This is a genomic window from Bathymodiolus heckerae thiotrophic gill symbiont, from assembly GCF_900128515.1.
In the GTDB taxonomy this organism is placed as follows: domain Bacteria; phylum Pseudomonadota; class Gammaproteobacteria; order PS1; family Pseudothioglobaceae; genus Thioglobus_A.
In genome coordinates this window covers 1-13,138 of sequence record NZ_FQTP01000047.1, presented here as the reverse complement: position 1 = coordinate 13,138, position 13,138 = coordinate 1, and the positions used below count along the sequence as shown (strand labels likewise).

General features: G+C 37.3%; 15 protein-coding genes. 1 reads left to right on the top strand and 14 read right to left on the bottom strand.

Annotation, left to right across the window (positions count from 1 at the left end):
* Positions 1 to 40: 40 nt before the first annotated feature.
* The 7 genes from infC to BTHERMOSOX_RS06895 form a co-directional block, all read right to left on the bottom strand.
* Complete coding sequence (infC, locus tag BTHERMOSOX_RS06925) at positions 41 to 574, bottom strand: translation initiation factor IF-3 (protein ID WP_171004681.1); 534 nt, start codon at positions 572 to 574, stop codon at positions 41 to 43.
* Positions 571 to 2,475, bottom strand: coding sequence for a threonine--tRNA ligase (gene thrS, locus BTHERMOSOX_RS06920; protein WP_138120376.1), 1,905 nt, complete (start codon positions 2,473 to 2,475; stop codon positions 571 to 573). The genes infC and thrS overlap by 4 nt, the downstream gene beginning before the upstream one ends.
* A gap of 207 nt (positions 2,476 to 2,682) precedes the next feature.
* Positions 2,683 to 4,377: a single-stranded-DNA-specific exonuclease RecJ gene (gene recJ / locus BTHERMOSOX_RS06915; protein ID WP_138120374.1), complete on the bottom strand. Its 1,695-nt coding sequence runs from the start codon at positions 4,375 to 4,377 to the stop codon at positions 2,683 to 2,685.
* The gene (locus BTHERMOSOX_RS06910; RefSeq protein ID WP_138120373.1) at positions 4,367 to 4,918 is read right to left on the bottom strand and encodes an Lcl C-terminal domain-containing protein; all 552 of its coding nucleotides are present in this window, start codon (positions 4,916 to 4,918) and stop codon (positions 4,367 to 4,369) included. The genes recJ and BTHERMOSOX_RS06910 overlap by 11 nt, the downstream gene beginning before the upstream one ends.
* The gene (locus BTHERMOSOX_RS06905; protein WP_138120372.1) at positions 4,908 to 5,897 is read right to left on the bottom strand and encodes an NAD(P)/FAD-dependent oxidoreductase; all 990 of its coding nucleotides are present in this window, start codon (positions 5,895 to 5,897) and stop codon (positions 4,908 to 4,910) included. Before BTHERMOSOX_RS06905 ends, BTHERMOSOX_RS06910 begins: the two co-directional genes overlap by 11 nt.
* Positions 5,890 to 6,369, bottom strand: a complete 480-nt coding sequence (gene lspA / locus BTHERMOSOX_RS06900; RefSeq protein ID WP_138120371.1) for a signal peptidase II — start codon at positions 6,367 to 6,369, stop codon at positions 5,890 to 5,892. Before lspA ends, BTHERMOSOX_RS06905 begins: the two co-directional genes overlap by 8 nt.
* Positions 6,366 to 7,787: an MFS transporter gene (locus BTHERMOSOX_RS06895; protein ID WP_249360638.1), complete on the bottom strand. Its 1,422-nt coding sequence runs from the start codon at positions 7,785 to 7,787 to the stop codon at positions 6,366 to 6,368. The genes lspA and BTHERMOSOX_RS06895 overlap by 4 nt, the downstream gene beginning before the upstream one ends.
* A 129-nt stretch (positions 7,788 to 7,916) precedes the next feature.
* Between BTHERMOSOX_RS06895 and BTHERMOSOX_RS06890 the strand changes: the two genes are divergently transcribed.
* Positions 7,917 to 8,699 (top strand): enoyl-ACP reductase FabI, encoded by a 783-nt coding sequence (locus BTHERMOSOX_RS06890; RefSeq protein WP_138120369.1) that lies wholly within the window; start codon positions 7,917 to 7,919, stop codon positions 8,697 to 8,699.
* A gap of 55 nt (positions 8,700 to 8,754) precedes the next feature.
* Here the strand turns inward: BTHERMOSOX_RS06890 and BTHERMOSOX_RS06885 are convergent, their stop codons facing one another.
* From BTHERMOSOX_RS06885 to BTHERMOSOX_RS06855, 7 genes are all read right to left on the bottom strand, one after another.
* Positions 8,755 to 9,213: a hypothetical protein gene (locus tag BTHERMOSOX_RS06885; protein ID WP_138120368.1), complete on the bottom strand. Its 459-nt coding sequence runs from the start codon at positions 9,211 to 9,213 to the stop codon at positions 8,755 to 8,757.
* Positions 9,207 to 9,830 (bottom strand): DUF302 domain-containing protein, encoded by a 624-nt coding sequence (locus BTHERMOSOX_RS06880; protein ID WP_138120367.1) that lies wholly within the window; start codon positions 9,828 to 9,830, stop codon positions 9,207 to 9,209. Before BTHERMOSOX_RS06880 ends, BTHERMOSOX_RS06885 begins: the two co-directional genes overlap by 7 nt.
* Positions 9,791 to 10,234 carry a c-type cytochrome gene (locus BTHERMOSOX_RS06875; RefSeq protein WP_138120366.1) on the bottom strand — a complete coding sequence of 148 codons (444 nt, stop codon included), beginning with the start codon at positions 10,232 to 10,234 and terminating at the stop codon, positions 9,791 to 9,793. Before BTHERMOSOX_RS06875 ends, BTHERMOSOX_RS06880 begins: the two co-directional genes overlap by 40 nt.
* Before the next feature lie 87 nt (positions 10,235 to 10,321).
* Positions 10,322 to 10,639, bottom strand: coding sequence for a sulfurtransferase (locus BTHERMOSOX_RS06870; protein ID WP_171004680.1), 318 nt, complete (start codon positions 10,637 to 10,639; stop codon positions 10,322 to 10,324).
* Positions 10,608 to 10,994 carry a sulfurtransferase gene (locus tag BTHERMOSOX_RS06865; RefSeq protein ID WP_138120364.1) on the bottom strand — a complete coding sequence of 129 codons (387 nt, stop codon included), beginning with the start codon at positions 10,992 to 10,994 and terminating at the stop codon, positions 10,608 to 10,610. The genes BTHERMOSOX_RS06870 and BTHERMOSOX_RS06865 overlap by 32 nt, the downstream gene beginning before the upstream one ends.
* A 5-nt stretch (positions 10,995 to 10,999) precedes the next feature.
* Positions 11,000 to 11,242, bottom strand: a complete 243-nt coding sequence (locus BTHERMOSOX_RS06860) for a rhodanese-like domain-containing protein (RefSeq protein WP_138120363.1) — start codon at positions 11,240 to 11,242, stop codon at positions 11,000 to 11,002.
* 23 nt (positions 11,243 to 11,265) lie between these two features.
* The coding region (locus tag BTHERMOSOX_RS06855) for a SurA N-terminal domain-containing protein (protein WP_249360637.1) at positions 11,266 to 13,138 on the bottom strand (1,873 nt) is incomplete at its 5' end.

The window sequence follows — 13,138 nt, the reverse complement described above, 5'->3', positions numbered from 1 at the left end:
AACTTATTATAAAACTAAAGAAGCAACTAGATATAAATTGCTACTTCTTTTTCGATTTGGGTGCCAGCATCATGCCTAGCTGACGACCCTCTAATTTTGCTTTTTGTTCAACATTAGCAAATTCTTTTGTATCTTCCTCAAGTCTATCTAGCATTTCCATGCCAAGTTCCTTGTGTTGCATTTCGCGACCACGAAACCAAATACTTACTTTAACCTTGTCGCCATTATCTAAAAATTTAACCAAATTTCTAAATTTAATTTGGTAATCACCCTCTTCTGTTCCAGGGCGATACTTAATGGTTTTAACTTGGGTTTTCTTTTGTTTCTTTTTAGCTTCTTTCTTTTGTTGCTTTAATTCATAGACATACTTGCCAAAATCCATAATTTTACAAACAGGTGGCTCAGCATTTGGAGAAACTTCTACCAAGTCTAAATTTACTTCTTTAGCTCTTTGCTTGGCTTCGCTAGTATCAACAATACCAACTTGCCCACCTTTTTCGTCAATTAATCGAACTTCTGAAACTCTAATATAATCGTTAACTCGAGTTTTGTTATTTGTCTTTTTAATAATTATCCCTCTAATGCTTCATTATTTACTAATTCTACAAACGCTTCGATTGACATAGAACCCAAGTCTTCACCGCCACGTTTGCGTACTGAAATTTCGTTGTTTTCCATTTCACGATCACCCACAACTAAAATATAAGGATAACGTTGCATGGAATGCTCGCGTATTTTAAAGCCTATCTTCTCATTACGCAAGTCCGAAATCACCCTAAGTCCTTGTTTTTTTAACTTTTTGTTAACATTCTTAACAAAATCAAGCTGTTTTTCAGAAATATTAATGATGACTGCCTGAATTGGTGCTAACCAAGGAGGGAATGCACCTTCGTAATGTTCGATCAAAATTCCAACAAATCGCTCGAGTGATCCAACAATTGCACGGTGCAACATAACTGGTGTTTGTTTTCTGTTATCTTGTGCAATATAATGCGCATCTAGGCGCTCTGGCATTGAAAAATCCACCTGCAAAGTGCCACACTGCCACTCACGATCTAGACAGTCTTTTAAAACAAATTCAATTTTCGGACCGTAGAATGCGCCTTCGCCTTCTTGAAGATCCCATTTAATACCTTTAGCATCTAAGGCTTCTGCTAATGCCGCCTCTGCCCTATCCCAAACCTCATTCGAACCAACACGATTCTCAGGGCGGGTAGAAAGCTTGATATCAACATTGTCAAAACCAAAATGCTTATACACATCAAAAGTTAAATCAATAAAATTAGAAACTTCAGTTTGAATTTGATCAGCGGTACAAAAAATATGGCCATCGTCTTGTACAAAATTACGCACACGCATAATGCCGTGCAATGTACCTGACGGCTCATTACGATGACACGAGCCAAACTCAGCCAAACGTAACGGCAGATCACGATAAGATTTTAACCCTTGGTTAAAAATTTGAATGTGCGCTGGGCAATTCATTGGCTTAACCGCGTAATCACGATTTTCACTGCTAGTAGTAAACATAGCATCGCCAAACTTATCCCAATGACCAGACTTTTCCCAAAGTGTTCTATCGATTAGCTGAGGTGTATGCACCTCTTTGTAATCATTATCTCTAAAAACTGTGCGCATGTATTGTTCAACAATTTGATATAAGGTCCAACCTTTTTCATGCCAAAACACCATGCCAGGTGCTTCTTCCTGCATGTGAAATAAATCTTGAGTTTTTCCAATTTTTCGGTGGTCACGCTTTTCAGCTTCTTCCAAGCGATGTAAATGCGCTTCAAGATCTTCTTTGGTTGCCCACGCTGTGCCATAAACACGTTGTAACATTTCATTGTCTGAATTACCACGCCAATAAGCACCAGCCAATTTCATTAATTTAAAAGCTTTAAGACGTGATGTTGATGGTACATGTGGACCGCGACATAAATCAATAAAATCACCTTGCTTATACAAAGATAAAGTTTGGTCAGCTGGGATGGATTCAATAATTTCAGCCTTGTAATGCTCGCCTTTAGCTTTAAAAAACTCAATTGCTTCATCGCGTGACATTTCACTGCGCTCAATTTTTAGGCTTTGCTTGACCAATTTTTTCATGTTTTTTTCAATCTGAGTTAAATCAGCCTCTGAAAAACCATCTTTATATGCAAAGTCATAGAAAAAACCATTGTCAATTACTGGACCGATAGTTACTTGTGCATCTGGATATAGCATCTGAGTTGCTTGCGCCAATAAATGAGCAGTAGAGTGGCGAATTACTTCAAGACCTTCTTCATCTTTAGCAGTGACAATTGAAACGCTAGCATCTGACTCAATCAAAAATGAAGCATCAACCAGTTCACCATTTACCTTTCCAGCAAGGGTCGCTTTAGCCAAACCAGAGCCAATAGATTTGGCAACTTCAAATACGCTTAGCGCTTGGTCAAAAGATTTTTCGCTGCCATCTGGCAAGGTGATAATCGGCATGATAAAAATATCAAAAAATAAAAGCATGTATTTTACCTTGATACAGCCAGATTTAACAAAAATCCGAAATTTTTATAATGAAATAACATTTAAGTAATAAAAATATCAAAAAAAAGCACTATTTATAGCCTTGTAAAGGCCGTTTTAAGCATTTTTTATTAATAAAAAGACACTTGAATAGAGTAATTTGTAAAATTTCTGAAATTTTTATAACAATTCAATCTGTTCAACCATAAGTTGCAACGAAGTATTTCCACGCCAAATGTTGATTGATAATTTATATGCAACCTTAACCTGCATCGATTCAAGTGGTTCTTGAAAAAATGCAATGGCGTCATGCACTTGACTACTACCTTCAAGTTTTAATCGACATTTAAGGTGTTTTTCTCCCACTACTTTTTGATCAACTATTTCAAAATTTCCATGAAAAATTGGCTCATCGAACCCTTGGCCCCAAGGTCCTGCATTTTTAAGAATTTCAGCGTTAACTAGTGAAATATCAAACGCCTCAAGCTCACCATCGGTTAATAGCTCTACCATTGGAATTTGATCGTTAAGATGGGCTTTAATGGCGCTAGAAAATTCACGTTTAAATGCGTAGAAATTTTCCGCTTCAATGCTTAAGCCTGCTGCCATTGCATGGCCGCCAAATTTCAAAATTAAACCAGGATTATTTCTATCAACCAAATCTAGCAAATCTTTAATATGCACGCTCGGGATTGAGCGAATAGAACCTTTTAGAAAATTACCCGATTTGGCAAATACTGCCACTGGACAATGGTAATCTTCTTTAAGCTTGCCAGCTACAATACCAACAATACCCTCGTGCCAAGATGGATCAAACAAACTTAGAGCGAACTTACCTTCTAAAACATCTTGAGCATCAACAATCGCTTGCGCCTCATCTTGAATACGGGCTTGCTCTTCTTTGCGTTTTTGATTAAACATTTCAAGCTCTGCTGCGTAGCGCCTAGCATCGTTCATATCCGAGGTTAGTAAACACTTGATGCCGCGTGAAATATCACTCAGACGCCCTGCTGCATTAAGCCTAGGACCTACAGCAAAACCTAGATCACTAGCTTGTAAGGTTTGTGCGGGACGATTGGCAATTTCAAGTAGGGCTAAAATTCCTGGTGCGCATTGTTTAGCTTGAATCCTTTTAATACCTTGATCAATCAAAATACGGTTGTTTTGATCTAACCTCACTACATCTGCCACGGTTCCTAGTGCTACAAGATCAAGCACGGTGCGTAGGTCAGGCAATGGAATATCATTGTTAGAAAAATATTTAATTTTATTCAGATGGGTTTTAAGCGCTGAAAACAAATAAAAACACACACCAACGCCAGCTAAGTTCTTACTGAGAAACTCACAACCTTTAAGGTTTGGATTAATAATAGCATCAGCCTCTGGCAAGCTATCGCTCGGAAAGTGATGATCAGTGATGATCACCTGAATTCCGTTTTCTTTAGCTAATTTAGCGCCATCAAAACTCGATATACCATTATCAACAGTGATGATTAAATCAGGCTGTTTTTCTTTAATGGCGAGCTTAACAATTTCAGGTGACAGGCCGTAACCATGCTCAAATCGATTCGGCACCAAAAAATCAATATATTTAGAGCCCATCATTCGCAGGGATTTAACTGCCACTACTGATGCAGTTGCACCATCACAGTCAAAATCACCAATGATTAGAATACGTTTTTGCTCTATTAGTGCTTTTTCAAGTAACGATAATGCTTGATCTAATTGATCAAAATTTGGTGTTAAAAGCTTGTTTAAACCCAGTGATAATTGCGCTTCGCTCACCCCTCTGGCGGCATAAATTTTTTTTAAAAAACTCGGAATATCATCTGAGTAAGAATCTAGCAATGTTGAATCTAATTGCCTAGTTAGCATCACTCACCAAGCGCACATAGGCATCGAATGATTTATCAGCACTCTTACTGCCGCCATAGAAAAATGGCACATCGATGGCAATATCAGCACTTTGCTGATCTGAACTCCAATAAGATTTCAGTTGTGTGCGATTGAAAAAATCTTGATTAATTAATAAATCGTTATCACCATAAATCAGTAGTGTTCTTAGCTCAGATTCTGTTGGCAAGCGCCAATTGACCTGCTTGCAAAGCTTAACAGAGTTAACTGCCTTGGTATAAGCCTGAGTATTACAAGCTTCAGCCCAATGGCAGTTGTGTGAATAATCACCATTTTCAACACCTGTTTTTCCATCAAACCATGTGTAGGTATTTTGGGTATTTTGCAAGCCTTTGGTATTGAGTTTTACTTCCCACACCAGTTTTGACTGATCGTCCAGTACGCAGCGATGTTCTAAAGAGGTACTGGTTAAAATTGAGCCTTGATCAGATACCTTAAACAACTGAGCATTAGACGTGCTCATTGTTAATAAACTGACAACAAATAAAAATTTAAACTTCATGGGTAATTAATTGGGTAATTCTTCTAGCACTTTCTGGTGCCATATTAAGACCATTGCGAAAATGACCTGTATTTAAATAAACATTATCAAACTGCTCATGCCTGCCAAGCATCACCTTGGCCGATTTACTCGCCGGTCTAAAGCCAGACCAGTGATGTTCAACTTCAGCCTTTGCCAATGACTCAAAACGTTGCGATGCAAATTCATGCAATGATTGGCGAGTTTGCTCATCAGTAGAGCGATCAAAACCAACATTTTGCATGGTGGATCCAACCAGTATACGCCCGTCTTTTCTAGGAATGATATAACGACCTTGGTCCAACACAATATGCTCAACAATTGATGGGTTGGCTTTAAGTACAATCATCTGTCCTTTCATTGGAAATATCTCTTCTGCCAATGATAACCATTGTGAACTCCAAGCGCCAGAACAAACAACAATAGAATCTGACAAATAATCTTGTTGATTGGTTTTAACCCCAATCGCACAATCGCCTTTAACAAGCAAACCTTCAACTTTAGTATGCTCAATAATCTTAACGCCTTTATTAATAATGTCTGCTTTAAGCGCTTTTAACAATCTAGGATTTCGAACTTGAGCAATATCGGTAAATAATACACCTTGAGGATGAGTTCGATAAGTCAGCTTGTATTTTTGCATCCAGGTTTTTGCTTCAGATGTATCAAACTCATCCATCATTAATAAGCCTGATTTTAAATACTGTGGGTCAAGCCCGGTATCTTCAAAAATTTGAGCACACAACTGCTCATAAACTGCCTGAGAAGCAATACTCAACTCATTGGTTAAATCGTCGTACTTCCAAGGATAGAGCGGAGAAATAATGCCACCACCTGCCCGTGAAGACTCATTTGCACATTGCTGCTGGTCAAGTAATGTCACCTTGGCACCTGACAAGCTGAGTGAGCGAGCTGTCATCATTCCAATTACACCGCCGCCGATTACCAAACAGTCACTCATTTTTTAACCTCTTATCATTTTTAAAATCAGCCAAAATCAATAAAACAACACCCACACTAATTGTTATATCAGCTATATTAAAAACTGGCCAGTAGAAATCCTGATAATGAAGATCGATAAAATCAATCACGAAACCGAGCGCCGCTCGGTCAATTAAATTACCCACTGCACCAGATAAGATCAAACTTAAAGCTACAAGTTTAAGCACTTGCTGTTTGCTTGTTTTCATCATCCAGACAATGATTGCCAAACTGGCAATTGATGAAACAGCTACTAAAAAATATTGCTGCCAACCGTCTTCATTGGCCAAAAAACTAAAGGCAGCGCCATAATTATGCACATGCGTTAAGCTAAAAAAATGGGTTATTTCTAATGACTCATGCGGCTTAATATAACCGTATATCAATAGCTTGGTTAGTTGATCGGCAATGATCAACAGCAGTGTTAGAAAATACCATTTAGCGTGGGTCATTCTTTATTAGGATTGTATTTAATGATAGTGATGATTGGCACCACGAATCCGATAATAATAACCACCCAAAGTAGGCTACCTAGTTCAGTGTAGCTCTCTGCTGTGGTCACCACGCTATCAGTAATTACTTCACGACTGACAACGAAAAATTGATTTAAGTATTTTGTGAATAATCCGCCAGCACTCAAAGCGATATTCATCAAACTGGCCATTAACGCAAACCAAGTACCCTTCTTTCCTTCAGGTGCGTAAATTGCCACCAACGTTAACATTAACACTTGGGCGATATAATCAAATGGAGACGCCATAGCGGTATCAACCAAGGCTACCGTACGCGCATCAAAGCCAAGCATAGTATGAATATCGTAATACATTGCAAGAATTGGCAAGGATAGTAACGTGCCGATAATGGTTAGAAAAATAAGAACTTCAGCAATGTCTCTCTTAATGATAAATTTGGCCAAGAACCACATACCTGCTAAAGCAATGCCGCCACCAATAGCCGATAATTTGGCAAAGAAAGATTCGTCAAAACCTAAAATATCAATCTCCCACCAACTCAAACCTGCGCCTACTGATGGCATAGCGCGATAGACAAAGATAATAATCATGGCCATTTTAATATGACGAATGGTATTAGCATCAAGATCATTGATCAAATCTGACAGTAAATACAACACAACCGATAAAGAAATCACAAAAACGATTTCTTGTGAATAAGGTACGTCGTTATAACCCATTAGTACAATAAACACAGCAAAGATCAAACCACCAAACAATACATGCTTGTTAATAGGCGACACTGGCACAGGATTAAGCTTAACCAAGGTAACACCTAAAATAGACAATAGCGGAATGAATAGAGCAATTTGAAAGATCACTTGACGATTATCATGAAATACATCGGCCAACTCACCGCCAATCCAGCCGGTAATAAAAATAGCAAAACCCAAAGACAGGCGTGCTAATACCTGGATAGTCACCAGTTCTTGATTGATTGCTTCTTGAGACTGATTTTTGTCAATCACTTCTGTGGTCATGGTGTCAGCTACCACGTCTTGCATCACAAAACCCACTACAGCAATAACACTAGCAAAAACATAAACTGCTTTTTTAGAAAACTCTTCAACAATGGCATGATCACCAACAACAGCTATCATCATCAGCGAACTTATAGTAATAAGCACTGCACCAATATAGACATAGGATTTTCGATTAGAGCCAAAAATATTAACACTATCGACCATTGAACCAAAGATCATCTTAGCGGTCCACGGAACACCTAACCATACTGCTAATTCTGCCAAATCAGATGCCGACATATCCAATGTATCTTTAACCCAAAAATTTTCAGCAATGGCAACAAATACACCACTACCATACGAAAAATAGATCAGCAGAAGTGGAATATAGCGCATTCGAAATGCGCGAATTGGAGTTAAGAATACATCTAACATTTGTAAAATAATAATTACAATAACAGTTAGTTATTATAGGTGCTACGTAGGTTATAATTTGTTTTTTATTAATGACATTTTGGAGATTTTATGGGTTTCATGACTGGAAAAAAAGCATTGGTTGTTGGCGTCGCCTCTAACCGTTCAATTGCTTGGGGCATTGCCGAAGCAATGGCAAAACAAGGGTGTGAAATTGCACTAACTTATCAAAATGAAAAATTAAAAAAACGCGTAGACAAATGTGCTGCAGTTTGTAATTCAAACATTGTTATCGAATGTGATGTTGCCACTGATGAAGGTATTGAGCAAGCATTCACTGAGCTTAAACAGCATTGGGATAATTTTGATATTATCGTTCATTCGGTTGCTTTTGCACCTCGAGAAGCATTGAATGGTAATTACATTGAGGCAACCACACGAAAGAACTTTACAACTGCTCATGATATTAGCTCGTATAGTTTCACCGCTCTTGCTAAAGCGGCAGGATCAATGCTAAATGATAATGGTGCGCTATTAACAGTAAGCTACTTAGGCGCAATTCGCGCAATTCCAAACTACAATATAATGGGTGTTGCTAAAGCCTCTCTAGAGGCTAATGTTCGTTATATGGCGGCTGCACTTGGTCCTGAACGTGGTATTCGTGTTAATGCGGTGTCTGCTGGCCCAATCAAAACATTAGCGGCCTCTGGTATTAAGGATTTTGGTAAATTACTAGATTATGCAGCTGATTCATCCGCACTTAAGCGTACCGTAACTACTGAAGAAGTGGGTAATGCAGCTGCCTTCTTGTGTTCAGATTTAGCTTCTGGCATTACTGGTGAAATTACTTATATTGATTCTGGATATAGTTTTTATGACAAAGGTCCAGAATAAATCTTAAAGATTTCAACCAATAAAAAAGCCTTGATTTATCAAGGCTTTTTTATTGTTATTTGTACTGACTTTTAACTTGCTTCAGAATACTCTTCATATCCTCATTCCAGCGAAAAACCGTCATCCTATCTTCGTTTGTGTTAACCAAAGGCAGTAGTGTAATTGGTGGTGTGGCAATAATCAGCGTATGCTTGCCCTCTTCCATAACCGTTATTTTCAATAGAAAAAATGGCGACAACTTAGGATATTTTTTACTCATTCGTTTCATTTCGTCATACTTGCCAAAAAAGACAATACGATATTTATCTGATTTGTAATGACGCTCATTCATGGCAAAGTCACAACGCTGAAGATAAGCCGCCTTGTAATTGTGCGCCTTAATAGTTTTATTAAGCGCCAGCCAAGTGTAAGAAAACTTGGCATTTACGCGCTCGATTAACAACTCATCATGACTGCTGGCAAAAACACTTGACGACAACATTAATGCGCATAATGCTAAAGCTTTTATTACCATACTGCCTCCTCAACCATTTCTTTCATGCTATTAATCAGCTCTTTGGCATTAATAGAAATTTGATCATTATTAAAACGCTCTATTGCATGCATATAATTTTCCAAATAAATTTTAACCTTGCCATCATCACCCTCGATGACAGTGGCACGACAAAGCAAAATAACACCCAATCCTGGATCTAATTTTAAAAACTTTTGCATATTTTTAAAATTACAGGAATGAATTACAACCTGTTTTTCATCATTGGCTGACAATTCTCCAAGTCCCTCAAATAAAGTTCTAGATGGATACACTCTAAAGTTATAAGCTGAGGCAGAATCACGCAATCTATCAATGGTTGTGCCAAGATCATGCGCACTTTCATAAACAAATACCAAGGGCTCACCTTCTACTTTCGAGATAGAAACTGTATCTATTGGTTGCTGATGAGAGCGAATATAAGCAACCAAGTCATCAGCTATTTGATCGGTAAAATTAAACTCTTTTTCAAAAGACATCATCTCAGTATCTTTAATGCCCTTCATGATAATATGCTTAATTATTTGATCTTCAGCAGCATACAAAAATCCTTTATTTGCTAGTGCTGGTGGCGATACTTCACGGTCTCTTTTTGCCATGAGAAGTTTTTACCCGTACCTTCGCCGCCTTGTAATTCTGCACCATGACATCTTTGACAATATTGCTCATAAGTGTATTTACCAGCATCCACATCACCAATAATGGTTTCATTACTATACTGAGGCGCCCTAACACCAGCACGTAAAAAACGAATTAATTTGGCCACTTGCGCTTCGGAAAGATTAAAGCCCGGCATAATTCGACCCGGACGACCATGTCGAATAGTCTTCTTTAGATAGTCATTAGAATAATTAGCAATGGTTGAACGGTACAGTGGCAAACCTAACGATCCTTGACGAGAAAAACCGTGGCATTTTTCACAATTCTCAGAATAAATCTCTTGTCCGCCTGCAAAGCTAAACAGCGGTAAAAATAATGCAATTAACAGTTTTTTTGATCTCACGAACAATCCTCTTTTTAATTTATGAGCGTATTCTAATATAACAAAGCCAAAAAAGATTGATCTACATCAAGAAAGTAAAATTCTTTATTAGTGTATTTTAATCGTCATTGGATTTTTTGTATCTTCGGTCCATTGATGAAGTGACCCATCATATACTTGAACTTGTTGATTTTTATAAATCTCATGCAAAGCAAACCAAACTGAAGAGCATTCATAAGCACTATTGCAATACAAAATAATAGCGCTATTAGGATCAATGTTTAATGCCTTAAAGCGACGCTCAATTTGCACCTTAGTAGGAAAATAAACAACACCTTTTTCAGCATGAAGCAGTTTATAAGGGGAAAACTTAGAGCCTGGAATATGGCCAAATTCATAAACATAGTTTTTTTTTCTTGATGCCAATATGCTGGCGCAAGTCACGAGTATCCACCAATATAATCTGTTTATTCGTCATGGCTGACTTAACCTCTGAGATCGTTGCCAAAATCTCACCACGCTCAACACCTGCATTAAACACCGAATTACCAGTCTGCGTTTTATTGTCAACTAATTCTTCCAAGGCAGCAACCCAAGCCGCATTACCCCCATCCAATAAAGCAACGTTATCAAACCCATGATACTTCATATGCCAGTATAAACGAGCTGCACCAGCAACATTACCAGGCTTAATACCTTGATGAGTAATCACGACAGCAGAATCATTATTAATGCCTTGTGTTGACATAAAGTTTTCAAATGAAGTTGAATCAGGGCGCATACGTGTTAGCTCAATGCCATCAATAATACGATTGATTCGGATTTTTTTAACTTAACTAATAGTGCATTAGCAATATGCCCAGCTTCAACAAAGCTATCGAGATCCTTACGAACATCAAGAATAACAACTTTATCATGATTCTGACTCAACCATTCTGAATCTACCAATGGCGATGGTAGTGTAATGGCATGAGCCATAGTTAAAGAAAGAAAAGAAACTATAGCCGTACTACAAAGCCATTTAGTCATAAAAATTTGCCTATTTTTAGCAATTATAAGCTTTGATTATATATTTTTATATCCGCTTGACTACGTAAAGTTTGTAGAATGTTAACAAAAACTTCATTTGATTCAAATCCAATCAAAATACTCTCAAGTTCTTTTTCTGGCACTTGTTCAGTTGATGTCTTAAGTGCTGATAAATCAATAACCAATGCACTTTGATTGCTCAAACTTTGAGCACTAAAGACTGAGCTACTATTCGGCTTAGTCATGGAAAAAACTTTATTAATAATACTAGTATCAGCTTGCCTTGAATCACGCTTAACCCAGCCAACCTTGGTCCATGAAAGTGAATTTTTATCCATTAATTTCTTAATAGCACTAGTTTCACCGGCCTTGGCATGCATAACAATTTGTGCAGCAATATTGTCAATAAAAGTTTTAGATAGCAAACTGGTTAAATGTGTATTAATCTCGCCCTTAACTTCGTTAAAGCTCTTTTGACGTTGTGGTAATTTATCCTTTAAATGTAATACCACATATCGATTCTTGCCAAGCTCTAAAACTTCCGAATTTTCATTTTTATTAAAAACAGCATCACTAAAGATTGATTTAATCATCTTAGCATCAAGCTTTGTATCTTGCCTGTTAAAGAAATCAGTCGTTTGTAATTTAAGTCCCATTTGTCCAGCAAGCTCTTCTAGATTTTCCTCGTAGGCCAAATTAGCCATTTGCTCAGTTAAGTTGTATAAATCTTTTTGTGCTTGTGACTGAGTATAAAGTTCAACCAACTCTGATTTAACTTGATCAAATGATTTGACCGTACCTAATTTGATCTTATTAAGCTTAATAATGTGAAAGCCAAATTCAGATTTAACCAAACCACTTAGTTCACCCTCTTTCATGGAAAAGGCACTGTCTTCAAATGCATCAACCATAACACCACGAGTAAAAAAGCCTAAATCACCTGCTGAATCTTTAGAGCCTGTGTCTTGAGAGTATTGTGCAGCTAACTTAGAAAAATCACCGTCCTTATTTAAAAGCTCCAAGACTTCATTAGCAGTCTTTTCATCTTCTATTAAGATGTGCTGAGCTTGACGTTCTTCATCGGTGGTAAAACGAGCCTGCTCATCTTCATAAAAATTAAACAAGTCATCGTCACTCACACTAATCTTTTTAGAAATTTCAGCTAAAGAAAGCTCCACAAATTCAATTTTTACTTGCTCTGGCACAAAGAAAGATTCTTTTTGATTATTGTAATAATCTTTAACACTCTGCCCATCAACTTTAACCTTAGCGGTGTAATCTTTAACATTTAACTGAATAAAAGAAAAATTACGCTGTTGGTCGTTCAGCTGCTGCAATCTTGTAAGCTGTGATGGTAATACGAAAGCAGAATCAAGCAAATTATATTTGATTTGATTTTGAGTCAGCTCTTGAGCTTTGATTGATTCATATTTAGATGGCGTGTAACCATTTAATCTCAATAATTGCTTATATTTATCAATTGAAAATCGACCTTCTTCTGCAAATAAATCATTCGCTTGAATGATTCCATTTAATTCAGTTGTTGTTGTTGCATGCGACATCTTTAACGCTAGCTGATCCAACAAACGTCTATCAACCATTTGATTAATAATAGATTGCTTTAACACTGAGTCAAACTCTATGTCGTATCTTTCAGCCAGTTTTTGTTGCAAGCGTCTTTTTTGTGGATTAAACTCAGCCAGAAACTCTTCCTTACTGATTTGGTCATCGTTGATATTGGCAACAACCACATTAGAAGCGCCGGTAAAGTATTCGCTAATACCAAATAAAGCGAAAGGAATGGTAATTAAACCAACAATTAAATAGGCTAACCAGCCTTTGGTTTTGTTTTTAATTGAACTAAGCATAAGTAAGTGGGTTGAATTGATATTTAAA

What these genes read in the sequence shown, in the direction of transcription:
- thrS (WP_138120376.1), bottom strand. Translation starts at nt 2,475, where the DNA reads ATGCCGATTATCACCTTGCCAGATGGCAGCGAAAAATCTTTTGACCAA.
- BTHERMOSOX_RS06885 (WP_138120368.1), bottom strand. Translation starts at nt 9,213, where the DNA reads ATGGTAATAAAAGCTTTAGCATTATGCGCATTAATGTTGTCGTCAAGT.
- BTHERMOSOX_RS06905 (WP_138120372.1), bottom strand. Translation starts at nt 5,897, where the DNA reads ATGAGTGACTGTTTGGTAATCGGCGGCGGTGTAATTGGAATGATGACA.
- BTHERMOSOX_RS06890 (WP_138120369.1), top strand. Translation starts at nt 7,917, where the DNA reads ATGGGTTTCATGACTGGAAAAAAAGCATTGGTTGTTGGCGTCGCCTCT.
- lspA (WP_138120371.1), bottom strand. Translation starts at nt 6,369, where the DNA reads ATGACCCACGCTAAATGGTATTTTCTAACACTGCTGTTGATCATTGCC.
- BTHERMOSOX_RS06865 (WP_138120364.1), bottom strand. Translation starts at nt 10,994, where the DNA reads ATGCGCCCTGATTCAACTTCATTTGAAAACTTTATGTCAACACAAGGC.
- BTHERMOSOX_RS06910 (WP_138120373.1), bottom strand. Translation starts at nt 4,918, where the DNA reads ATGAAGTTTAAATTTTTATTTGTTGTCAGTTTATTAACAATGAGCACG.
- BTHERMOSOX_RS06895 (WP_249360638.1), bottom strand. Translation starts at nt 7,787, where the DNA reads ATGCGCTATATTCCACTTCTGCTGATCTATTTTTCGTATGGTAGTGGT.
- BTHERMOSOX_RS06880 (WP_138120367.1), bottom strand. Translation starts at nt 9,830, where the DNA reads ATGGCAAAAAGAGACCGTGAAGTATCGCCACCAGCACTAGCAAATAAA.
- BTHERMOSOX_RS06860 (WP_138120363.1), bottom strand. Translation starts at nt 11,242, where the DNA reads ATGACTAAATGGCTTTGTAGTACGGCTATAGTTTCTTTTCTTTCTTTA.
- recJ (WP_138120374.1), bottom strand. Translation starts at nt 4,377, where the DNA reads ATGCTAACTAGGCAATTAGATTCAACATTGCTAGATTCTTACTCAGAT.